Annotated in this window: 25 protein-coding genes and 3 riboswitches; of the genes, 6 read left to right on the forward strand and 19 right to left on the reverse strand. The window is 48.5% G+C overall.

All coding sequences use genetic code 11. The annotated features are described in order from the left end of the window. Nucleotides 1-178 precede the first annotated feature (178 nt). Together msrA and KNQ03_RS12715 are read right to left on the reverse strand one after the other, a co-directional pair. Nucleotides 179-709, reverse strand: coding sequence for a peptide-methionine (S)-S-oxide reductase MsrA (msrA, locus tag KNQ03_RS12710; RefSeq protein ID WP_023467010.1), 531 nt, complete (start codon nucleotides 707-709; stop codon nucleotides 179-181). Nucleotides 710-803: 94 nt separating this feature from the next. Then, nucleotides 804-907, reverse strand: a riboswitch (SAM riboswitch). 62 nt (nucleotides 908-969) lie between these two features. Further along, nucleotides 970-2,148, reverse strand: coding sequence for a M20 metallopeptidase family protein (locus tag KNQ03_RS12715; protein ID WP_149426774.1), 1,179 nt, complete (start codon nucleotides 2,146-2,148; stop codon nucleotides 970-972). A 77-nt stretch (nucleotides 2,149-2,225) separates the two neighbouring features. Here KNQ03_RS12715 and KNQ03_RS12720 point away from each other — a divergent pair, with 77 nt between their 5' ends. Next, nucleotides 2,226-2,519, forward strand: coding sequence for a putative quinol monooxygenase (locus tag KNQ03_RS12720; RefSeq protein WP_029340705.1), 294 nt, complete (start codon nucleotides 2,226-2,228; stop codon nucleotides 2,517-2,519). 58 nt (nucleotides 2,520-2,577) lie between these two features. Here the strand turns inward: KNQ03_RS12720 and KNQ03_RS12725 are convergent, their stop codons facing one another. Beyond that, on the reverse strand, nucleotides 2,578-5,133 hold the full coding sequence (locus tag KNQ03_RS12725) for a C40 family peptidase (protein ID WP_251140307.1): 2,556 nt from the start codon (nucleotides 5,131-5,133) through the stop codon (nucleotides 2,578-2,580). 140 nt (nucleotides 5,134-5,273) lie between these two features. Then, on the reverse strand, nucleotides 5,274-5,828 hold the full coding sequence (locus KNQ03_RS12730) for a GNAT family N-acetyltransferase (protein WP_023467014.1): 555 nt from the start codon (nucleotides 5,826-5,828) through the stop codon (nucleotides 5,274-5,276). Between the two features lie 269 nt (nucleotides 5,829-6,097). On the opposite strand from KNQ03_RS12730, the gene KNQ03_RS12735 reads away from it, so the two are divergent. From KNQ03_RS12735 to KNQ03_RS12745, 3 genes are all read left to right on the forward strand, one after another. After that, nucleotides 6,098-6,427: a DMT family transporter gene (locus tag KNQ03_RS12735; protein ID WP_149426776.1), complete on the forward strand. Its 330-nt coding sequence runs from the start codon at nucleotides 6,098-6,100 to the stop codon at nucleotides 6,425-6,427. Next, a complete protein-coding gene (locus KNQ03_RS12740) occupies nucleotides 6,424-6,741 on the forward strand; it encodes a DMT family transporter (protein WP_214725039.1) in 318 nt (105 codons plus the stop codon). The genes KNQ03_RS12735 and KNQ03_RS12740 overlap by 4 nt, the downstream gene beginning before the upstream one ends. A 128-nt stretch (nucleotides 6,742-6,869) precedes the next feature. Beyond that, nucleotides 6,870-7,613: a general stress protein gene (locus KNQ03_RS12745; RefSeq protein WP_133208351.1), complete on the forward strand. Its 744-nt coding sequence runs from the start codon at nucleotides 6,870-6,872 to the stop codon at nucleotides 7,611-7,613. A 111-nt stretch (nucleotides 7,614-7,724) separates the two neighbouring features. Here the strand turns inward: KNQ03_RS12745 and KNQ03_RS12750 are convergent, their stop codons facing one another. Beyond that, nucleotides 7,725-8,540: an aldo/keto reductase gene (locus KNQ03_RS12750; RefSeq protein WP_214725041.1), complete on the reverse strand. Its 816-nt coding sequence runs from the start codon at nucleotides 8,538-8,540 to the stop codon at nucleotides 7,725-7,727. A gap of 132 nt (nucleotides 8,541-8,672) precedes the next feature. Here KNQ03_RS12750 and KNQ03_RS12755 point away from each other — a divergent pair, with 132 nt between their 5' ends. Continuing rightward, a complete protein-coding gene (locus KNQ03_RS12755) occupies nucleotides 8,673-9,698 on the forward strand; it encodes an iron-containing alcohol dehydrogenase (RefSeq protein ID WP_149426778.1) in 1,026 nt (341 codons plus the stop codon). Nucleotides 9,699-9,752: 54 nt separating this feature from the next. Here the strand turns inward: KNQ03_RS12755 and KNQ03_RS12760 are convergent, their stop codons facing one another. From KNQ03_RS12760 to KNQ03_RS12795, 8 genes are all read right to left on the reverse strand, one after another. Continuing rightward, nucleotides 9,753-10,715 carry an EAL domain-containing protein gene (locus tag KNQ03_RS12760; RefSeq protein WP_055970200.1) on the reverse strand — a complete coding sequence of 321 codons (963 nt, stop codon included), beginning with the start codon at nucleotides 10,713-10,715 and terminating at the stop codon, nucleotides 9,753-9,755. A 180-nt stretch (nucleotides 10,716-10,895) separates the two neighbouring features. After that, entirely contained in the window at nucleotides 10,896-11,159 is a 264-nt protein-coding gene (locus KNQ03_RS12765; RefSeq protein ID WP_251133417.1) for a DUF1294 domain-containing protein, read from the reverse strand. An 18-nt stretch (nucleotides 11,160-11,177) separates the two neighbouring features. Continuing rightward, nucleotides 11,178-11,915 carry a TPM domain-containing protein gene (locus KNQ03_RS12770; RefSeq protein ID WP_149426780.1) on the reverse strand — a complete coding sequence of 246 codons (738 nt, stop codon included), beginning with the start codon at nucleotides 11,913-11,915 and terminating at the stop codon, nucleotides 11,178-11,180. Beyond that, nucleotides 11,912-12,505 carry a LemA family protein gene (locus tag KNQ03_RS12775; RefSeq protein WP_050677130.1) on the reverse strand — a complete coding sequence of 198 codons (594 nt, stop codon included), beginning with the start codon at nucleotides 12,503-12,505 and terminating at the stop codon, nucleotides 11,912-11,914. Before KNQ03_RS12775 ends, KNQ03_RS12770 begins: the two co-directional genes overlap by 4 nt. A 107-nt stretch (nucleotides 12,506-12,612) precedes the next feature. Continuing rightward, a complete protein-coding gene (locus KNQ03_RS12780; protein ID WP_149426781.1) occupies nucleotides 12,613-13,449 on the reverse strand; it encodes an undecaprenyl-diphosphate phosphatase in 837 nt (278 codons plus the stop codon). Nucleotides 13,450-13,806: 357 nt separating this feature from the next. Further along, on the reverse strand, nucleotides 13,807-14,619 hold the full coding sequence (locus KNQ03_RS12785; protein ID WP_023467025.1) for a ZIP family metal transporter: 813 nt from the start codon (nucleotides 14,617-14,619) through the stop codon (nucleotides 13,807-13,809). Nucleotides 14,620-14,670: 51 nt separating this feature from the next. Beyond that, the gene (locus KNQ03_RS12790; RefSeq protein WP_023467027.1) at nucleotides 14,671-15,000 is read right to left on the reverse strand and encodes a YolD-like family protein; all 330 of its coding nucleotides are present in this window, start codon (nucleotides 14,998-15,000) and stop codon (nucleotides 14,671-14,673) included. Continuing rightward, nucleotides 14,984-16,306 carry a Y-family DNA polymerase gene (locus KNQ03_RS12795; protein WP_149426782.1) on the reverse strand — a complete coding sequence of 441 codons (1,323 nt, stop codon included), beginning with the start codon at nucleotides 16,304-16,306 and terminating at the stop codon, nucleotides 14,984-14,986. Before KNQ03_RS12795 ends, KNQ03_RS12790 begins: the two co-directional genes overlap by 17 nt. Before the next feature lie 176 nt (nucleotides 16,307-16,482). Here KNQ03_RS12795 and KNQ03_RS12800 point away from each other — a divergent pair, with 176 nt between their 5' ends. Next, nucleotides 16,483-17,121 carry a pentapeptide repeat-containing protein gene (locus KNQ03_RS12800; RefSeq protein WP_149426783.1) on the forward strand — a complete coding sequence of 213 codons (639 nt, stop codon included), beginning with the start codon at nucleotides 16,483-16,485 and terminating at the stop codon, nucleotides 17,119-17,121. Nucleotides 17,122-17,188: 67 nt separating this feature from the next. Here KNQ03_RS12800 and KNQ03_RS12805 read toward each other — a convergent pair whose 3' ends face one another. From KNQ03_RS12805 to KNQ03_RS12830, 6 genes are all read right to left on the reverse strand, one after another. Beyond that, nucleotides 17,189-17,944: an MBL fold metallo-hydrolase gene (locus KNQ03_RS12805; protein WP_149426784.1), complete on the reverse strand. Its 756-nt coding sequence runs from the start codon at nucleotides 17,942-17,944 to the stop codon at nucleotides 17,189-17,191. A 60-nt stretch (nucleotides 17,945-18,004) separates the two neighbouring features. Beyond that, entirely contained in the window at nucleotides 18,005-18,493 is a 489-nt protein-coding gene (locus KNQ03_RS12810; RefSeq protein ID WP_149426785.1) for an arsinothricin resistance N-acetyltransferase ArsN1 family A, read from the reverse strand. A 124-nt stretch (nucleotides 18,494-18,617) separates the two neighbouring features. After that, nucleotides 18,618-19,154 (reverse strand): 1,2-dihydroxy-3-keto-5-methylthiopentene dioxygenase, encoded by a 537-nt coding sequence (locus KNQ03_RS12815; RefSeq protein WP_023467032.1) that lies wholly within the window; start codon nucleotides 19,152-19,154, stop codon nucleotides 18,618-18,620. Nucleotides 19,155-19,170: 16 nt separating this feature from the next. After that, the gene (locus KNQ03_RS12820) at nucleotides 19,171-19,791 is read right to left on the reverse strand and encodes a methylthioribulose 1-phosphate dehydratase (RefSeq protein WP_023467033.1); all 621 of its coding nucleotides are present in this window, start codon (nucleotides 19,789-19,791) and stop codon (nucleotides 19,171-19,173) included. Beyond that, on the reverse strand, nucleotides 19,788-20,447 hold the full coding sequence (locus tag KNQ03_RS12825) for a 2-hydroxy-3-keto-5-methylthiopentenyl-1-phosphate phosphatase (protein ID WP_149426786.1): 660 nt from the start codon (nucleotides 20,445-20,447) through the stop codon (nucleotides 19,788-19,790). Before KNQ03_RS12825 ends, KNQ03_RS12820 begins: the two co-directional genes overlap by 4 nt. Beyond that, a complete protein-coding gene (locus KNQ03_RS12830; protein WP_029340724.1) occupies nucleotides 20,444-21,634 on the reverse strand; it encodes a 2,3-diketo-5-methylthiopentyl-1-phosphate enolase in 1,191 nt (396 codons plus the stop codon). Before KNQ03_RS12830 ends, KNQ03_RS12825 begins: the two co-directional genes overlap by 4 nt. A gap of 70 nt (nucleotides 21,635-21,704) precedes the next feature. Continuing rightward, nucleotides 21,705-21,806: riboswitch (SAM riboswitch) on the reverse strand. 205 nt (nucleotides 21,807-22,011) lie between these two features. After that, nucleotides 22,012-22,115: riboswitch (SAM riboswitch) on the forward strand. The last annotated feature ends 53 nt before the right edge of the window (nucleotides 22,116-22,168 follow it).

Consider the following 22,168-nt stretch of genomic DNA (forward strand, 5'->3'; position numbering starts at 1 on the left):
CTTCTTTTGTAAACGATTACAAATTTATGTAAGGGTGTTGGTAAAGAAGACATCATTTTTTTACATACAAAAAAAACTGATTCCACGACATCTCGATCATCCTCCACTTTTTACTGAAAGTAGGGTAAGAACGAGATGTTTGAAATCAGTTTCAGCTACTGTATATGGTTCGAAGTGATTAGACCGTCGTCGTATCTTTCCATTCCTGCTCGATGAAAGCATCGCGACCAGAAGCAGCACGATCTTTTTTATAGTGTTCTGGATTTTTCTTATGGAAGTCTTGATGGTACTCTTCCGCCGGATAAAATTCAGAAGCGGCATCGATCCGCGTCACGATCGGTTGTTTGAAACGATTGCTTGCAGCAAGGGCGTCACGGGAAGCGATCGCTGCTTCGTGCTGTGCATCCGTATGATAGAAGATCGCTGGTGCGTACTGCGTGCCGCGATCTTGGAATTGACCTTCTGCATCCGTCGGATCCGTTTGTGGCCAGTAGAGTTCGAGCAGACGCTCGTACGGGAACAGGCTCGGATCAAACGTGATTTGGACGACTTCGAGATGTCCCGTCGTTCCTGTTTTGACTTGCTCGTATGTCGGATTGTCGACGTGTCCGCCCATGTAACCTGATACGATTCCCTCGATTCCTGGTAATTCTTCAAACGGTGTCACCATGCACCAAAAACATCCACCTGCAAATGTTGCTTTTTCCATCTGTCTCTTCCTCTCCGTGGGAAATCCCCATTGTATGTCTGACAGCGAGAAAACGAAAACGACTCCTTCGCTTGGTTGCAAAAGGAGTCGCCGCTTTTTATCAACCAAAGCTTTCGCTTTGCTGGTCGTAGCACCTTGCTATGCGCAGGTTGCTGGGACGTCATCGATCCAGATCTCTCGGTCCACTCTTGATAAGGGTATATGAAGTTGATGTCATTCGTTATCATTGTTGTGATGATACCATTCACACAGAAATAAAGTCAATCCTTAGGTTTTAAGGCACGTAAAACCGTCGCTCCGAGTGTCTTCGCACCAATCAACAACGCCTGTTCGTTGATTTCGTACTGCGGATGATGCTGTGGATAGTTGACGCGACCGTCCGTATATCCGGAGCCAGTGAAGAAATAACTTCCCGGGACATGTGTTAGATAATGCGCGAAGTCATCCGCAGCCATCATTGGTGTGAGTGCCCGGACGGATGCTTCCGGTAAGAAAGAAGCGGCTTCCTGAACAAGTTTTGTCTCGTCCGGATGATTCCAGAGCGCCGGGTAACCCGTCGTGAAGTCGATTGAATAGGTAGCACCGATGCCGGCACATGTCGTTTTGGCGACAAGATCGACTTCTTGCCGGAGCTGATGCCGCAATGTCTCATTGAACGTCCGAATTTCACCGACGATGCGTGCTTCACCCGTGACGATGTTCGGCGCCGTTCCCGCATGGAAAGAACCAATTGCAAGAACTGCCGGCTCGAACGGGTCGACCCGTCGACTAACGAGATGCTGTAAGTTACAGACGAGCTGCGCTCCAGCGACGAGCGCATCTTTTGTTTTATGTGGTGCTTGGGCATGCCCGCCTTGACCATGAACGATGATTTCGAATTCGTCGATTGCACATAATGTATGTCCTTCCCGAAACCCAATCGTACCAACCGGTAAATCATTTTCGAGATGTGTCGCAAAAATCGCATCGACACCTTCGAGGACACCGGCTTCGATCATTTGGATGGCTCCACCGGGAAAGACCTCTTCACCATGCTGGTGAATGATTCGAATCGTTCCTTGCAATTGATCACGTAACGGATAGAGCGTAGCAGCCAGGGCCATCACCATTGCCGTGTGACCATCATGCCCGCAAGCATGCATGACACCGGGATGGATCGACCGGAAGGCAAGCGTCGTCTCTTCTTGAAGTGGTAAAGCATCGAAATCTGCACGGACCGCAATCGTCGGACCAGGCTGTTTGCCTTCGATCGTCGCGACGACACCACGACCTCCGACGGCTGTTTGATAAGGGATGCCCTGCTCCGCGTAAAAGTTTGCAATTCGTTCTGGTGTGCGGACTTCCTGGAAAGAGAGTTCCGGATGTCGATGAAAATCACGACGTAACGCGATCATCGTCGGTTCGAATTGTTCAAGTGCTTCAAAAAGTTGAGTTTGCATCTTCAAGCTCCTTTGACGTGTGTCTTTTCGTGAAAATGGGTACAGATACAGGTAATCACGAAAGGGGATAATGAAACATGGGAGAAATCGTCGTCAACGCTGTACTTACAATCAAAGCAGGACTTGCGGATCAAGTCTTCCCGATTCTACAAACGGTCTATCATGCCTCACAAAAAGAAGAAGGGTGCTTACGTTATTCCTTACATCAATCGATCGAGGATGAGCATCAATTCATGCTGTATGAAGTGTATCGGGATGAAGAGGCACTTGAAGCGCATATCGCATCCGATCACTATAAAGCCTACCGTGAACAGATCGAGTTATACTTGATGGATCGACAAGTAACGAAATACGTAGAGATGACATTTTAACGTATTGCGATAAGAAGAGACGAACCCGTCGATTTCGACGGATTCGTCTTTTTTTGTCTTACATCGATTTAAATCCGAGGAAATGCTCTTGCCAACGCGGTTCATAAATCGAGTTGATTTGAAGTTGTGAACCGCCCGCATGGATGAAGTGTTCGCTATCGAGCATGATTCCGATATGCGATGGACCATCTGTATAAGTGTTCTGGAAGAAGACGATATCCGAGCGTTTACCGCTTGCAATACTCGTCCGGCGATTTGTAAAGAAAGCACCATACCAGTAGCCACGAACGTTCGTCCGACCACCGTATTTTCCGGCCTTGTTCGTCGCGTAGTGAATCAAACCGGAACAGTCAAAACCACCGTTCACGGCATCTTGCGAACCCCATGTGTATGGTGTACCGATATGTTGAACGGCTGCTTGGATCAGCTTTTCACCACGCGTATTATTCTTTTTAACGACCCGTTTATCGGACGTGATCGTCACAGCGGATACAGGAAGATAAACAGGTGTCCAGCCTGACTGGATGACATAGAAGTTTCCGACTCGATGACGCGGATAAACCCGTTTGCCTTGTTCAACGAGTCCGCTACCTTTTGGACTTGTTGGACTCGCAAAGAACGACGTCGTCTGTTTGACCGTATAGATTTTCGCCCGGTCGATCGCTTTTTGTGTCAGTTTCATATCGGGTTTGCTCGTGCTGATATAAGGGTTGAGGACGTAACCCGTTTGACCATTTGCCAGGCGAACTTGCCAAAAATCATCATCAATTGATTTTAGACCGATTAATTTCGTCCCTTTCTTCAAATAGGCAGCTGGGCGACTGTAAGCTACGTCGGCAGAGAAGAGTGGCGTCTGGTCCAGGTGGACATAAAATGTCGTGCCTTTTTTTGCTTTTGCCGTCGGCTTGTTCAGTCCGATACGACTCGAATCGACGAAACCAAAGGCATTTTTATATTTGACGCGTGTATAATAACCGCTTTTTCCGTAGATCGAAATCGAGGTACCTTTTTTTAGTGTGCCGATTTTTTTGCTCGAAAGTTTTGCCTGCGAACGAATGACGACATCGTCTTCCGTCACATAGCGTTGACCAGTGACGTCATACAGATCCGGCTTTTTCGTCACGAGATCCGTCGTCTTGACGTAGCCGTAGACCGATCCTTTTTTCAAGCGTGTGTAACTACCGCTTGTGCCGTAAATCGTTAGCTTATCAGCTCGTTTGACGGAATACATGATTTTGCTCTTCGTCGAAGCAGACGTGTAGACGGACAAATTGCGTTTCGCGTATCGTGTCCCGGTTGATGCATAGACTTTTCCAGTACCGAGATCAGCTGTCTTGACGTAAGCATGAACTCCACGGAAGATGATCCGGCTATAGGTACCGCTTGTGCCATACACCGTCAGCAGCGTATTCGTTTGGTGTTGCTTCAAGACAGGACTTGAAGATTTGGCGTCCGAATAGATTGGCGTAGCGCGCTGAACATAGAGGCGTGCAGTCTTCGGATAGTATTTCAACGTACCGAGATGTGCCGTCAACACATAGGCATACTCGTCGTTTCGTTTGATTCGTGTAAATGACCCCTCGATGCCGTACGTCTGAAGAGAAGTATTCACAGGAATCGATTGTACGACTTTTCCTTTCGTAGTCGCAGTAGCATAGACCGTTGTCTGCTGTTGGACGTAACGTAGCCCGGTTTCCGGATGGTTCACGACCGGCGCATCAGCTAAATCAACCGTCAATACGAAGGCGTAACCCGTCTTAGTCGCAACACGCGTAAAAGTACCGATCGTACCGAACGTTTCAAATGCTTGATTTTGAACGACGGCTGTCTTCGCGCTCGTCGTCTTCGGTTCAACGAAAAGAGAAGTCGTTCGTTTGGCATAACGCAGTCCTGTTTCCGGATAATTTTCGACCTGCGCATCAGCTAAATCAGTTGTCAATACGAAGGCGTAACCCGTTTTAGTGGCCACGCGTGTAAAAGTACCCGTCGTACCAAACGTTTCGAATGCTTGATTTTGAGTGACAGCTGACTTCGCGCTCGTCGTCTTCGGTTCAACGAAAAGAGAAGTCGTTCGTTTGGCATAACGCGTTCCAACTAATTTCGGAAGTTGCTCGAGTTGTGCCGTCGGTACGTAGACGTATTGCTCGTTCCATTTCAGACGCGTGAACGTGTCGAAAGTGCCGTATGTATCGATTCGCTGATAGGCGGGAAGTGTCGTCACGACGGTGGGATCAAATGGTGAAGCAACTAATGAGAGTGGACTTTTCGACATCAGCGTAGCTTGTTTTTGAAAGACAGGTGCTGTTTGCGTTAACGCGTTTGTTGCGACATACGCAGTACCTTCTTGCCAACTGACACGAGTGAAGTCACCGTCCGTGCCGAGTGTCTTGAATGTCGTTCCTGCTGGTAGTTGTTGAATGACCGTTGTGGAATCAGCCGTTTGTAGCAACGCAGCATCCTCTTTTAAATAAGCCGCCCCGGTCGTCTCGGTGACTGTTTGTGTTTCTGCTGTCGGTTGAGCAGGTGGCGATTCAGCGAAAGCCGGTGCGGGTAAAACCGAGCTCAACATTAACGTTGCGGCAAGTCCAGCAACATGAGCAGTCCATTTTTTCATCAAGAGGTTCACTCCAATTCTTAAAATTTGTCATTATGAATAGTGTAGCATGCGCTTGTTTAAAAATTGATAAAAATCAAAAAAATAGGAGATTGTCCATAAAAAACGGTATGCCTCGGCACACCGTTTGAAGTCCTATGTTAGTTATCTTCTTCGTGATCCACTTGCCATTCCCAGTCGAGCATGCCGTAAATCAAGGAATCGCGCCAGTGGTCTTCGAGATAGACCGTCTCGCGAAGCTGTCCTTCCTTCGTCATGCCGACTTTCTGCAACACGCGTTCGGAAGCGACGTTCCGCGGGTCACACGTTGCCGTGATGCGGTGTAGTTCTAGTTTTTCGAAACCGAATTGGAGAAGGAAAGAGGCAATCGACGTCGCGTATCCGTTCCCCCATTCATCAGGCGAGAGGACGTATCCGATTTCGGCGATTTTATTCTCAACGTCTGTGATGACGAGTTCACCGGCACCGATGACGACGTCACTTGGAAACGTCACGGCAAAGACATAACGACGTCTTGGTGTCTCGAGTTCACTTTCAAGCGCATCGTGTAGGAATTGTTTCGTATCCGTTTCGGTATTCGGTCCCCACGACTGGAATTGACTGACGATGGGTTGTGAGGCATAGGCGTGAACCGCTTCTACATCTTCTGGTGTAAAACGACGAATCCGAAGTTGATCATTGATTTTATAACGCATGCAGCATCCTCCTCTTTCAGATGAAGTCACTTTGATTCTATTTGACAGATGGGGAACGGATTCCTGTTTGACACGGGAAAAAGGGCGTGCTAGGGTGGTTGTATCGAATGGAATAGGGAGTATCCTCTAGGGTTCCGTACGGCTGGACCGAGGGAGGAACATGGACGTTTGTCCATGCAACGGAGGGATAAAAGCCCGGGAGTAAAGCGAATCGTCTCGCTTACTCCCGGGCTTTTTCATTTGAATTTACCTATCAGGAGGCAATTACTATGGCAAAGTATTGGATTGGGATCATCGTCGCGGCATGTTTTGAAGTCGGCTGGGTCATTGGATTAAAACATGCGGCAACACCACTTGAGTGGACTGCAACGATCGTCTGTATCATCGTTAGCTTTACCGTGCTGATCAAAGCGAGTAACCATTTACCGGTCGGAACGGTCTATGCTGTCTTCGTCGGTCTCGGAACGGCAGGGACGGTCGTGACGGACATCGTGTTATTCGATCAAGCGGCTTCCGTGATGAAATTAGCATTGATCGCTGTCTTACTCGTCGGCGTCATCGGTCTGAAGTTAGTCAGTGGAGAGGAGAAATCAGCATGAGTTGGATTTATTTAATCATTGCCGGAATCTTTGAGATGTTGGGTGTCGTCTTGATCAATACGTTCAATCAAAATAAGAATGCGAAGAATCTACTGTTGATGGGAACAGGATTCGGACTCAGTTTCCTATTCTTAACGCTTGCAATGAATGGTTTACCGATGGGAACGGCGTATGCGGTATGGACGGGAATCGGAGCGGCGGGCGGTGCGATTCTCAGCATGGTGCTCTATAACGAATCAAAAGACTGGAAGCGACTGGTTTGTATCGGTCTCGTCTTAAGTGCGACGATTGGTCTGAAACTCGTCGGCGAATGATTGTTTACATGTCAAACAGATGACGTTTTAACGGAACGCATATTTTTTGGCATATTTTAACGCAAAAGAGGAAATACTCCTTATAGAAGTCACGCATGACAAATCGTGTTAATAAGGGGAGAACATCCATGAAAACAAAACAATATATCGGAACGTTCTATTCAGAGGAAGAATTGATTTCAAAAATGGACGAACTGCATATTCAAGGACACCGGGAGGAAGACTTCTACGTCATCGTCAAGGAGAAGTCGAACATCGCACTCGTCCGTAGCCAAATGGACGCAGAAATCGCGACGACGAAACCGTCTTGGATTGATCGGATTCGTGGGAACAAAGGTCGTGATCAAGAAGTCGATGATCTGTTCGGGTCACTTGATCTATCAGACAATGAGATCGAACAACGCAAAACGGAAGTCGAAGGTGGGGGCTTCGTTCTGTTACTTGAAGTCCAAGACATCCAGTTCGATCCACATTTAAATACAGACAATACGCATCCTGATGTAAAAGTCCGTTATGGTAGTGGCGAAGAGACGCATACGTCATCAGATGCGAACTCCAATGCACAGCTCGGCTCCGGTAATCCGCTTGATGTTGATAAAGATTCGAAGGAAGAGCATGCAGAGATTGATTTGCACCGTGCCGGTACGGACAAGATGCCGCAAGACGAGCAGGCAATCGATCATTCAAAAAAACTCGACGGGAACCGGGAACCGGACATCGCGATGCGTCGGGATGACGATTTCCGCCGGCCGGAAACAGAACGCGAGGAAAAAGAACATGATGCAACGCAAGACGGCGAAGAACGTCGTCAATCGAAACATCAATCGGATGACATCGCCAAGCAAGATCATGGAAATAATTTAGACCGCTAAAACAATAGATTAGAATCACGCATCAGGGTCATCATCAAAGAAGGTACCTTCCGGATCAATTCCGAAAGGTACCTTCTTTTTGTATGGAGATTAGACGAGAATCGTCTCGTCTTATTTATGATCCGGATTTGATCCTGTACGCACGTTGGCGTTCAATTGATCGATGGCTTTCATATCAACGTCTGATAAGCTGAAGTCGAAGACATCAAGATTTTCGCGAATGCGGCTTGGCGTGACGGATTTCGGAATCGCGACGATGTCGTGTTGCAAGTGCCAACGGAGGACGACTTGAGCCGGCGTTTTCTGATGACGATCGGCGATATCGACGATGACCGGATGCGTCAACGCGTCGCGTCCTTTCATCAACGGACTCCAAGCTTCAACGACGATACCGTGCTTGCGACAAAAGTCTCGGATCGCTTCTTGGCTAAGGAACGGATGGAGTTCAATCTGATTGACGGCAGGAACGATCGATCCTTCGGCTAAAATTCGTTCCAAATGAGGAATATGGAAGTTCGAAACACCGATGGCACGCGTCTTTCCTTCTGCATAGAGATGTTCGAGCGCCCGCCATGTCTCGACATAACGATCTTCTTTTGGCATCGGCCAATGAATCAGGTACAAATCGACGTAATCGACACCAAGCTTTTGCAGACTCGTCTCGAAAGCGGCAAGTGTCTCTTCGTAGCCGTGATCGGAATTCCAGACTTTCGTCGTCAGAAAGATCTCTTCTCGGGGAATGCCCGAATCACGCAGCGCACGACCGACACCTTCTTCATTTTCGTAAATCATCGCTGTATCGATTGAACGATACCCGGCGCGGAGTGCTTCGCTGACCGCTTCATATACTTCTTCTTCCGGTACTTTAAAGACACCATATCCGAGTTGGGGCATGCTGATGCCGTTGTTTAACGTGATCTGTTGCATCGATTCATCGACTCCTTTGTAGTGAACTGTTGTCTTTTCTAGTGTACGCTCTCCTTCTATGAAAATCGAATGATTGCCGAAGCGAGTTCTTTTGCGTATACTGAGCGATAACAAATATTAGGAGGCGATTCTGTGATTCGACAAGCTGTTTTACAATACATACATGAGGAAAACGCGCTCGATCAACTTAAAGAAGTGATAGGTAATCGTTCAGCAGTCCTGATTCATGGACGTCAAGCCTATGAAGCAGCTGCTTTTGCTTTACCAGCATTACCACGTCTTTTATTTGAAGGGCATTGTACGGATCAACAGGTGGAAGCTTTCAAACAAGTATGTGCTCCGTACGATGTGATTCTCGCGCTCGGAGGCGGGAGTGTCATCGATACGGCAAAACAGGTCGCGTTTCAATTGAGACGCCCGATCATCATCATTCCGACGATCGTCTCGAACTGTGCTCCGTGGACTCCGCTCAGTGTCATGTATAACGAAGAGGGACAGTATATCCGATTTGATACGTTCCCCGTCGTGATTGAAGCCCTTTTACTCGATCATCGGATCATCGCAGCGAGTCCGTATGATTATTTTGTAGCGGGGCTCGTCGATACGCTAGCGAAGTGGTATGAAGCACGTGCCTTAAGCGGATCATCGGCTGAAGATCCCGTCATCGAGATGGCGCTTCGGACAGCTGAACGTTGTAAGGATCTTATCTTGTCGACGAATATAACGGAAACGCGTTTTCGTGAGTATCCCGTTGAAATGCAACATCTCGTCGAAACCGTCATTCCGTTAGCCGGAAGCATTGGTGGTTTTGGTGACGCGGCGACGCGTGGTGCAATCGGACACGCAGTGCATAACGCGTTATCGCCTCATCCAGAAACGCATGCGTTCTTGCACGGGAGTAAGGTCGGTTACGGACTACTCGTTCAAGAGAAGTTACTCGGACATGATGATGATTATGCAGAGTTGCGTGACTATCTTCTTGCACAAGAACAGCCGACGGCACTCGCAGACTTCGCATTATCGCTCGATGTCGTCGAAACACTTGCTTTACGGACATCGAAAGAGGAATTGTGTCGTCTGTTGCGTCCGATCGTGTCAATGGAACAACTAGTGGATGCTATTACACGGAACGAGATGGTTTTCGTTTCGACGACTTAACATAAAAAGACGCACATGTGCCGAATAATCATCAAACGGTCCATGTGCGTATTTTTATTGTGCTTTCGCAAAGCGAGCATAAGGAGCAGGGCGACCGAGTAGGTATCCTTGACCAAGATCGAAGCCGAGTTCGCGGCAAAGATCGAGTTCTTCTTGCCGTTCGATGCCTTCCGCTAAGATTTGAATCCCCATTTCTCGTGTCAGATGACGGGCTTTTCGTAAAAAGGCTTCGTTTTCTGAGTTCGTATCGCAGTGATCGATGAAGGAACGATCAATTTTAATATAATCCGGTTGAAGCAAGGACAACATATCGAGTGTCGAGAAACCAGCGCCTACATCGTCCAGTGCTACTTGAATGCCTTGCTTCTTATACTGTTCGAAGACGTGTTTCAAATGGTTGACGTCTTCAATTTTTTCCGTTTCGACGACTTCGAAGACGAGCCGACTCGGATCGACTTGATAACGTTCGACGATCTCAAACGTATGGCGCAGGCAGTACTCCGGATTATAGATCGTCGAAGGGAGAAAGTTGATGAACGTTTTTGTTGTGCCACCGATATGATGCGTCGCACGGATGGCTTCTTCACGCGCCCGCTGATCAAGACGGGAATGAAGTCCCATCTTCGAGGCCGTCGAAAACAAGACACCAGGCGAGATAGGCGTGTTATCATCTGCTGCTCGCAATAAGGCTTCGTTCGCGACGAGCACGTTGCGCTGGATATCATAAATTGGTTGTAAATGGCTTGTCATGACCCCATGCTGGATGAAATCAATCGCAGACCGATGCTTCAGTTGTTCTAGAAGTGCTGAAGCTAGGATGGGTGCTGTCACATAACGCGATTGTGTGGCGCGACACGACACCGGATAATCCGCTACACGTAAGAGCGATGTCAGTAGCTGTTCGAGCTGTTCGAACGATTGATAGGAATAAATTTCTGGCGTTGGTGATTGAATATGGAGTGCTCCCGCTTCAACGAAACGGATTGATGTCGTACATTCGGCGCAAGGATGCCACATAAAGGGATGTCCACCTCTCAGTACATCAAAAAAAGATGTATTTATTAAATTGGTTAAATTCTTTACCCTAAGAGAAAAAGAAATTAAACCTGTTCTTCATAATCATTGACCTCATACAAAAAAGAGAAGGGAACGACGGACACAATTCCGTACGTTCTCTCCTCTATCGGTCACATTCTTTCATTGTGAAGTGTAAACAAACCAGAAAGTGAGATGCAAGACAGCAACCATTGGAACGAGCCATTGGAACTTCGCTTTCCGTGTCTTGTGCCGAACTGTGTACATACCGATCCAAGAACCGAGCGCACCACCGAGGAAAGCAATCGTCAATAGTGTCGCTTCGGGTGTTCGGTAAGCATGTTGCCGCGCCCGACGTTTATCCTGCCACATCGATACAAATCCGATGAGTGTCAGGAGGAGGTAATACCCTAAGATGATCCTCATGAAAAAACGACTCCTTTTCTACCGTTCGGCACCACCACCGCCGGAACTTCCGCCACCACCGCGACTGCCACCATTTCCACCGCCACCACGCATGATCGCGGAGAAGATGTTCAAAATCGCAAAGAAGAACATACCACCGGTGAACTTCATATCGAGGAACAATAAGATCAGTAATCCAGCACCGATCAGAATCTTCGTCCAAAGCGGAAGTCCGTCGTCATTTTGTGTTTTCGGAGGATCCTGTGACTCAAGCGACTGGTCCTTTGAAATGACACTGACGACCGCTTTATATGTTTCGGATGCTGCTTTTCCATACTCACTGTTTTCCTTGTAAGGAACAGCATACTGATCGAGAATACGTCCGGCTGTGATGTCTGTCAAAATCCCTTCGAGTTTATAACCGACCTCGATCCGGAATTGGCGATCCTTTTCGTTCGGAGCGACGACGACAAGAACACCATTGTCTTTTCCTTCTTGACCGATGCCTTGGCGCCGGAACGTTTCATTGGCGTAAGAGCTTAAATCCTGTCCCTTTAGATCGGGAACCGTCTTGAGGACGACTTGTGCTGTCGTATATTGTTCGAGTTCCTGACCGAGTTGCGCGAGTTCGGCTTCTTCCGAAGGGGTGAGCAGCTGAGCATCATCCTGAATGAAGAAGGCTGCTCCCGTCCGTTCTGAAACGGCACTAGCTGTTGGAACGAAGAGGAAGAAGACGAGGAACGCGCTCAACAGAAGTCGCGTCCACCGCCGAATCATTTCGAATCACTGTTAAAGTCGACGGTCGGATTTTCCCGGTCGCTGTCTGAAATCTCGTAATACGGCTTTTTCTCGAATCCGAAGGCGGATGCGTAAAGTGTCGTTGGGAAGCTCCGACGTTTTTTGTTGTAGAGGGTTACAGCATCATTGTAATCCTTGCGGGCGATCCCTAGACGATTTTCTGTTCCTTCCAGCGTGTCCATCAAGGATTGGAATCGTTCGCTTGATTTAAGTTCCGGGTAAGTCGTCTGCAAGGCAATCAATCCCCGAAGCGAAGACGTGACTTGTTGGTCGGCTTCGATCCGTTGTTCAGTTGACGCAGCACGCGCAAGACCCGCTTGGGCTTCTGCGACTTTTCCATATACTTTTTCTTCTTGACCCGCGACACCTTTAACAGTTTCAACGAGGTTCGGAATCAAATCCGCACGACGCTTGATTTGGTTGTCGACTTGCGACCATTTATTCGATACATCTTCTTCTACATTGACGAGGCTGTTGTATTGTCCGATTGCTAAAAAGGCAATCACGGCGACAACAACGACTCCGATGATTAATGGGAGTTTTGATGTACTCCGACTTCTGCGTGCCATGTGGCATTCACTCCTTTAGTTATGTCTCATCCCTATATACCCTTAAGCGACTGAATTAGTTTCAAAAAAATGAAAAACCGTCAGCTAAAATAGCTAACGGTTTGAACTTACATGTAGACGATGACAGCTAAGATAGCTGCTAAGACAAGACGGTAGATGGCGAACGGAACGAGTTTGATCTTGTTGATCAGCTTCAAGAAGAAGCGAATCGATAAGAGGGCAAACACGAACGACGCAACGAAACCGACAGCATAGAATGCGAAGTGGTTCGGTTGAATGTTCTCCCAGTTCTTAACGAGCGAAAGGAAACTAGCACCGAACATGATCGGTACAGCCATGATGAACGTAAAGTCAGCTGCCGTCCGGTGATTCATCCCGAGGAAGACCCCTCCGGAAATCGTTGAACCAGAACGGGAGAAGCCAGGCCAAAGGGAAATACATTGGAACAGACCGACGAGTGCTGCTTGGCGATATGTAATCTGATCAAGCGATGTCGTTTTTGGTTCCTTTGGTCCGAATTTATCGGCTGCGATCATCAAGAGGGCACCGACAGCAAGACCGATGATGACCGTTTCAATCGAGAAGAGGTTCTCATCGATGAAATCTTCGAATAACAATCCGAGAACAGCTGCTGGTAGAAGACCGATCAAGACGTGACGTAGCTTTAATTTGTGTGTCCCTGATGCGTCGTGTTCGCCTTCAATCTTATACAAACCGATCAAGCTGAAGAGGCGTTTCCAAAAGACGACGACGACCGCAAGAATCGATCCGAGCTGAATGACGATTTTAAAGGTGTTCGCCGAATATTTACCGAGAAAATCGGTCGTTTGCAACCACATGTCATCGACGATGATCATGTGACCTGTGGAAGAGACCGGTGCAAATTCCGTCATCCCTTCGACGAAACCGAGTAAGAGCGCTTTTAAAAGTTCAATGATTGTCATGATAATCTCCTTCTATATGATGTGCTAGTTAAAAACATATCATGTTTTATTCTTGTGAGATAGAACTAATTGGAATATCGGGCGCAGGTCTGAGAGACGATCGGACGTGTAAGACGCGTTGTCCGATTTAAATTCGTTTGGATAAGATAATAGATGGATTTAGGTATCATCGGATAGATCAGGAAATCCGGTCATTTTCATTCATACTAAAACGGCATGAAGGAAAAGGGAATCTTTCTGTTAGGACACAAGGTCAGAAAAACTTCAAATCGATTGGTTTCACTGGAATATGTCTGGATCTACAAACAGAAAAACGAGCAGGAGACAGTATCGTCCACTACTCGTTTTGAAACGGGATCATCCTAAAGCGACGTCAAGAATCATCATGACCGTAAACCCGACCATCAGACCAAGCGTTGCTAAATCGGATCCGTTTTCTGCTTGTGATTCCGGAATCAATTCTTCGACGACGACGAAAATCATCGCTCCGGCAGCAAACGATAACGCATACGGTAGAAGCGGTTGAACGAAGAAGACCGCGGCTGCTCCGACCATCGCGGCAATCGGTTCGACGATTGCTGACAATTGACCGTAATGGAAGGCGCGCCGACGCGACATGCCTTCACCGCGTAGTGGAATCGATAGGGCAGCTCCCTCCGGCATGTTTTGTATCCCAATACCGAGTGCGAGCGTCAAGGCACCGGCGACGGTCGCCCCGTCCATGTTTAAGGCAGCGGCGCCAAAAGCGACACCAATCGCAAGACCTTCGGGAATATTGTGCAACGTGATCGCAAGAAATAGTAACGTCGTTTTCTTGAGTCCTGTCGAAGGACCTTCCGCTGTCTCGAGTGGTGCAGATAAGTGCAAATGCGGCGTAACGAAGTCGAGGAGACGGACGAAAAATCCACCAGCGAGAAAACCGATGGCGGCAGGAATCCAGGCGATTCCTCCATCCTGCTCCGTGAACTCGATCGCAGGAGCAAGCAGCGACCAAAACGACGCGGCAATCATGACGCCGGCAGCAAAACCGAGCATCATGTTCATGACGCGTTTTTCAATCGTCGTAAAGACGAAGACGAGTGCCGCACCAAGTGCGGTTAACCCCCACGTCATCATTCCGGCAAGCAATGCTTGCACGACGACGGGGAGGGAAGTAAACCAATCCAACATGACTATTCCTTCTTTCCGGGGACGATTTAAAGCATCCATCTGTATGAGAGCTTACCCGTTTTCGATCCGGACGATTCGTGTGAAGGGAATTTCAATGACTTCACGTCCGCGCAGAAAGAGAACGGAACGTTCGGGTTCTAGTCGTTCCACGAAACCGACGACCGTCACGTAGCTACTTTCCTTATAATACGTGATTTCAAGTTCGTTTCCTTCTATTAAAGCTTCTTGAAGCAGAAAGTGCCATGATTCTTGCAACTGTTCATCAATTTCAGGCAAGTCGAGCTGATGCATCTGGACATAATATTCCCGCAACAGTTGCAAATGTTCCGGCATGAGAAAAGGAATCCATTTTAAATTTCCCCGATCACGATACGCTGTCATGAAGATCACCTCCCGGATGACCGCCGACGAAACGAAGACGACGTTTGGCGACACTCGTATCAAGAAACGAGACAGCGAGGCGAATCGTTCCTTTTCCGTAGCGAAGGTTGACGACATCCATTGCTTTTAATAACCGTCGCCGTTTCCAGAGCCGCGCATTATCCTCGAACAAAGACAACTGTAAGGTGCCTTGATCGGCAGTCAAATGCCCCACTGCGACGGATAAAAAACGAACAGGTTCCCCGTCGAGCCAATTCGGTTCGAATAATTGTAAGACGTGACGCAGAATGATGCGTTCATCGGATGTCGGATAAGGCAACCGTACTTGACGGGAGAAACCACTTCGGACGACGTTTCGAGAATAGCGGACGCCGATGTGAACGGTCCAGCCGACTTGATTCGAAAAGCGACAACGTGCGGCAACATCCTGCACGAGTTCATTGAGCACATTCCGAATGCGTTCGAACTGATAATAGTCCTGCATTAAGGTCACACCGTGTCCGATCGTCCGTTGAGGGGCTTTCTCGAACAGATGACGAGGCGCAAGAAGTGTCGGTGACGCGTCGAGTCCCCAAGCGTGATGCCACAGTTCGGCACCGATGACACCGAAGCGTTCGTGTAACTCTTCAACGGGGCGCATGGCAAGATCACCGATCGTTTCAATCCCCATCATCTGCAGATGTTGTTCCATGCGATGTCCAACTCCCCACATCTTCCGAATCGGAAAATCATGAAGACGTCGTGCGACATCAGCATATCCACATCGCGCGATGCCTTCTTTTTTCCCGATTAAATCAAGCGTCAGTTTCGCGATGACGTTATTTGGACCAATCCCGATCCGGACGTGGATGCCGGTCTGTTTCAGGATTGCTTCTTTAATTTTGAGGGCAGCTTGCAGGTCGGAACCAAATAGGCGATCGGTTCCGGTCATGTCAATGAAGCTTTCGTCAATCGAATAGACGCGGATGGCTTCAGGTGGGGCGAATTGGTGCAGGACATCCAGGACACGAATCGACGTCTTCATATAAGCGAGCATACGTGGTTCGACAAGTCGAATCGTACGACGAACAGCGTATGGCAATTGCTCGATTTCATATAATCGACCGGCTGTCTTGATTCCAAGTGCTTTTAAGGCAGGGGTGGCAGCGAGAATGACGGACCCGCTTCGTTTTAAATCGGAGACGACCGCTAGGCGTGTCGTCAAGGGGGGGAGATTGCGATACTGGCATTCACAGCTGGCGTAGAAGGACACACTGTCGACGCAAAAAATCCGTTTATCTTGTGGTAAAACGACGGAAGGAAACATCTGAATCACTCCTTTACACAAAAGAACGTATGTTCTTATTTTGATTTTCCTTGACTATAGCACGGTCTCAAAGTGTCTCAAAATAAAAACTGTTGAAAAAAGGGGAATTCGAACGATTTCTCCTCATATAAAAGGAGTTTGGTACACTAAGGGAGAGAAAAAAGGGGGAACCTTCATTGAAAGAGACCGTTATCCGTTTACCAGAATTACCGAAGACGCTTCAGTCAGAGACGTTCGATCAAGTCGAAATCGATGATCCGTATCTGAAAGGAGCGCGTTATGAGAAAGAGTCGATGCCGAGTGAACTGACAGAACGCATCGATGCCTATCAAGTGTGTTTTCAAAATGTCTCGTTCGCGAATCTTACCTTTGACCGTGGTTCGTTCGAAGATATTCGTTTTGAGCAATGCGACTTAACCGGATGTCACTTCCAAGAAACTCGTTTTCACCGTGTGTCCTTCGTCGGATGCCGGATGACGGGTGTTCAGTTCGAAGATTGTACGCTGGACCATTTAACGATTCAGGAAGGGCTTGCGGATTACGTACAGTTCATTCGCAGTACGGTCCGTCATCAACACTGGAGCGAAACGACGATGAAAGAAGCACAGTTCTTCGAAGTGAAGCCGACCCAGTGGAAACTCGAAGCGGTCCGACTTACGGATAGCCAATGGATTGAAACACCGTTAAAAGGTCTTGACCTCCGGCAGACGGAACTCTCTGGTATTACGATCGATCCGCGATTTTTACCAGGTGCTGTCATTACGGAAGAGCAAGCAGTTGCCTTTGCTCGTTTGTTAGGTCTCGTCATCCCATAACAAAAAGAAGCCCTTGTTTCGATGGATATTCGAAACAAGGGCTTCTTTTTAATGAAAGTTACTGTTCTTAAAATGACATCGTTTCGCCATCCTCCGGAATCAGGAAATGGGCAGAGAGATGGAAAGCAGTTAAAAAGTCAGCAATCATATCACGTCGCAAGAGACAGTGGTTGACGGACTCGAGGTGCGAGACGATGATCGTCGCTTCCGCCGCCGCTTCATGAACCGCAAGGAGATCACGCTGTGACATCGTGATCGGCTCTCCGGTCAAGAACTGGGCGGCGCCACTGTTGACGACGATGATATCGGGCGTATGTTGTTCGATCGCATGCGCGACCTCGTCACACCAGATCGTATCACCTGCGATATAAAGTGTCGGTTCGTCCGGATGGGTGAGGACGAGCCCAGACACACGTCCCATCCGTTCGCCGATTTCACCGACACCATGCTGTCCACCTGTTCGATGGACCTGGATATCACCGATCGTTACACCGGAATCGAAGGAAGAGACGTTCGTGAAGCCGGCTTCTCGGATTTGCTGCGCGTCTTCTTCTTGCTGCGCATAGAGTGGCAAATGCTTGGGTAGAAGTTGTTTTGCAGAATCGTCGAAATGATCGGCATGCAGGTGTGTGACAAAGACAGCGTCAGGATCGAGCAGTGTGTTGACATCGACCGGTAAGTCGACGAGTGGATTGGCGACGGCATTTGGTGTTTGACCGAAGGGAGGCAAGCTGCCTTTTTCGCCGAGGAACGGATCAATTAGTAAGACTTGATTGGCATACGTGACAACGAGTGTTGCATTACGAATTTGTTGAATATCCATTAGGTTCATCCTCTCTCAATGACTCGGATTGACTATTCCCTGTCTGGCATTCAATGAATCCTATCGCAAGCGTTTCTCCATCGCCATGACGTCGACATATTCGCCGTTCAACTGTCCTTGTTCCTTAAACGTTCCGACGATCCGGAACCCGGAGCGGATATAGAGTTTTTGTCCGATTTTATTGAACGGGAAGGTAAAGAGGATCAGCTTATGCATATGATGATCACGGGCATGTTGTTCAATCGTTTCGAGCAAACGTGTGCCAATCCCTTGTCCACGATGTGTCCGAGTGATATAAACCGAAATCTCACCGACGGATGCGTAGACAGGACGCGGATTATACGGATCGAGGGAAATGAAGCCGAGGACACCTGTGTCATCTTCAGCGACATATCCAGCATATCGATCGGTGCGTTCTGCATACCACTGGGTCATGAAGGATAAGTCCTTTTGGTCGGTCTCAAGCGTTGCGATCCGATCTTCGATACCTTCGTTATAGATGGCGAGAATCGCTGGTAAGTCGTGTTCCATTACGGGACGAATATGCATGACGCTCACTTCCTCATCGCTTTTCCTTCATTATATCGGTTACGTATCAATGTAGTGATATGTTTGTGCGATAAGAAAAGCGCTGATTCCCTTCATATGAAGGAAAACAGCGCTTTTATCGATCTTAAGAGACCGTTGACGTCTCATTCTCGTAAATCGGAACCCAGCCGTCTGTCGTGACGAAGATCCGAACAGCGACGACTTTACGATCGTCTTGAAGCGTAAAGTAGTGGCGTGTGTTAACAGGAACGGAAATCAAATCACCAGGATTGAGTTCGATGTTATAGTAGCCGACTTCTTCGTCTTTGATCGCGAAGACGCCATGACCGCTGACGATGAAACGAACTTCATCATCCGTGTGATGATGTTCTTTCTGGAAGTTGACGAGCAACTCATCAAGGTTCGGTGTCGTATCCGAAAGTGAGATGATATCAGCTGTCTGATACCCACGACGTTCTGATACGTCTTTGATTTCGGGAGCGAACGTATCGAGAATCGTTTGTTTGTCTGCATCCGTCAGTGTGAAGTTCTCAACGAGAGGCGCTGGAAGTTTCGAAACGTCCCACTGTTCGTAAAGAACGCCGCGTGACGCAAGGAAGTCAGCGACTTCCGTTTGATCCGTATACCGTGTGTTTGTTTCTTGGAATAAGACTGTTGCCATGAGATGATTCCTCCTTTTAATGAATGGATTGACGGCATGATTGCAACGTCAACGTGTAATTGAATAAAAACTCGAAGGCTTCGAGGTGTTTCTTTGCTTCAAAGGCGGTCGGTGCCCAGACCGTGATCCCGTGATTGCGGATCAGGACGGCACCACTGTCCGCTGTGACATGCGGTGCAAAAGCAGCGGCAAGCGTCGGAATGTCCGCATGATTCGGAATGATCGGTACCGTGACCGTCGCATCCTCTTCCCAGTGTCCGAGTGCCTTGATGATTTCTTGACCGGAAAAGGTGATGCTGCCTTGATCGCCATAGAGTTCCGAAATCACATTGTTCGCAATCGTATGGACATGCAGAGAACAACCGGCGTCCGTTCGATTGAACACTTCGACATGGAGCAATGTCTCAGCGGAAGGACGCCCGGATTGCTCACCAATCAATTGACCGGTCGCATCGACATGAACGAAGTCGTCAGGAGTCGTCTGCCGTTTATCTTTTCCGCTTGCCGTCACAAGGAATTCAACCGGGACACCGGACGTCCGAATGGCGAGATTGCCACTCGTACCAGGGAACCAATCGCGCGCCGCAAGCTCTTGTTTGATGGCGCGTAGCTCTTCATACCGTCGCATGAATGTCATGTTGTCACCTCCGCTCGTGTTAAATCATGAACGATGTCGTGGAACGTCTCAAACGGTGTATAGGCGATATCGTTCTCTTCACACAACGTGATCAGATAATCACGGGCATAGACACGATCCGCTTGTTTCGCGAGTTCGAAGTCCGTCACCGAGTCACCAATGACGATGATGACGTCATCGTCTTTGCGCAATGCCCGGGCAACGGACGTTTTACAACAGCCGCACCCGTTCGTGCAATGGGCATCGCAGGCGTTTGGCCAATCGATATGGACGAATGGACCACTGAAATCGGCGACGTTACAGTAAATCTGTTCTTGTTCAAGGAATGGCGCTAAGATCGGTTCGACGAAAAAGTCCATTCCACCGCTGACGATCGAAAAATCGATTCCTTGACGACGACTGTACTGAAGTAACTCCGAAAATCCGTCGCGAATGACTGCACGCTCCAACAAAAAGTCAAGATAGGCTGTTTTTCCGTCAGACGGCAGAAGTGCGAACATTTGCCCGACACCACTCTGAATCGATAGCGTTCGGTCGAGTACGCCGCGTTTCAACGGTTCGAAGTCACTAGCTGGCGCAAATGCCTGCATGAGTGCGATGATGTTATCTTGCGTCGTCACCGTACCGTCGAAGTCACAAAGAATCCGTACGGTCATGACTTGATCCCCCAAGCGTCAAGGGCGATCCGTAATTCTTCATGACGCGATGCTGCCGCCGATAGGGATTCATTTGCGAGTGCCGCATCGAGCGCCTGGCGGAAAGCAATGACACCAGCCGCAGCACCTTGCGGATGACCATGTACGCCGCCGCCGGCGTTGATGACGGAATCGATACCGAAGTCCCGTACGAGTTGAGCGACGAGTCCAGGATGAATACCGGCTGAAGGAACCGGGAAGATCGATTTCGTCTGACCGAGACGGGTCGCTTCGACCGCGATGCCACGGGCGACATCCTTTGGCAAAGCGACATTGCCGTAAGGAGACGGGAATAGCGTCAAGTCTGCTCCAGCAGCACGCGGTAATGTGCCGAGTAAGACAGGAGCTGCGACTCCGTGATTCGGGCTAGCGATCAACGCACCGCTATATGCTGGATGATTGAAGATCGGAACGTTGATTTCCGGATCACTCGCCAGTTCGCGTAAGACGTCGAGTCCGTATGTGAAGGTATTCAGCAAGAATGCGGTCGCTCCAGCATCAATCAATCGCTTGGCTTGATCCTTGAGCGTAAAGACGGGACCGCTGAGTGTGATCGCATATAACGCACGTTTACCGGTCCGGTGGAAGTGAGCATCGATGACCTCACGTCCGATTCGTGCCCGGTCAATCGTCGGTGTCAACGGATTGTCGTATAGGATCTCATCGTCTTTGACGAGATCAATCCCACCAGCGAGTTGTCCTTCGAGTTGATCACGAAGGAACGATAAATCCCGTCCGATGACTCCTTTGAAGATGCTCATTAACAATGGACGATCTTCGACACCGATCAAGGAACGGACCCCTTCGATTCCGAATTTCGCACCTGGAAAGTCCGACGTAAATGTATCGGGTAATAGCAATTCCGTTAGTTTGATTTCACCGTCGAGTGAGAGTTTCCCGAAGACGGTCGTCAGAATCGCAGAAAAGTCGCGCGACACGTTATGTTCCGGATAACGAATCGTGATATATCCTTTGCCATCGCGCTCTTCGGTATGTACGACTTCCCCTTTGAACGAGGCGAGTTGTTGTTGTTCGAGATGATTCAGTTCCGTCCAAGAACCGACTGTCAGACCAAGCGCGAGTTGTTCAGCGCGTTGCTCGAGTCGATCACGGGCGGTCAATTGATAAGTAGCAGTGATATAAGCCATGTCTTTCCTCCTTCAACAAAAAAATGGTCTCTCGTCAGCGACAAGAGACCATGAATGATTCGAACGTGGACTCTTATCTGTCAGCTTAGTAGCTGCAAGAATTAGCACCGTGCCAAAAGGTCGGTTGCTGCGACATCGTAGGGCTTGTCCCTCCGTCTGCTCTTGATAAGAATTGGATGAAATTGTGAAATCTAATTGCAATTTTTACATGAGAATCGCCACTTGTCAAACTATTTTTAGAAAATTTATTTTTTTGAAAATACTCTTTCTATAGATGGCATAAAAATGATATCCGTTTCTGCTTGATTTCGATTTGACAGCGAGGAAGTCGATTGAGTAAGATTCAAATCAATATCACACACGACAACTACATACGACTCTTATCGCGAGTTGGCAGAGGGAATTGGCCCGATGACGCCGCAGCAACCGACCACTGGGCACGGTGCTACATCCAACAGACGTTTCGTCTGAGAGATAAGAGGACGCAATGACTTTCCTGCGCCTCTTTTCGATGACGAAAAGAGGCGCTTTTTC

Source organism: Exiguobacterium sp. s143 (genome assembly GCF_018618895.1).
Lineage (GTDB): Bacteria > Bacillota > Bacilli > Exiguobacteriales > Exiguobacteriaceae > Exiguobacterium_A > Exiguobacterium_A abrahamii.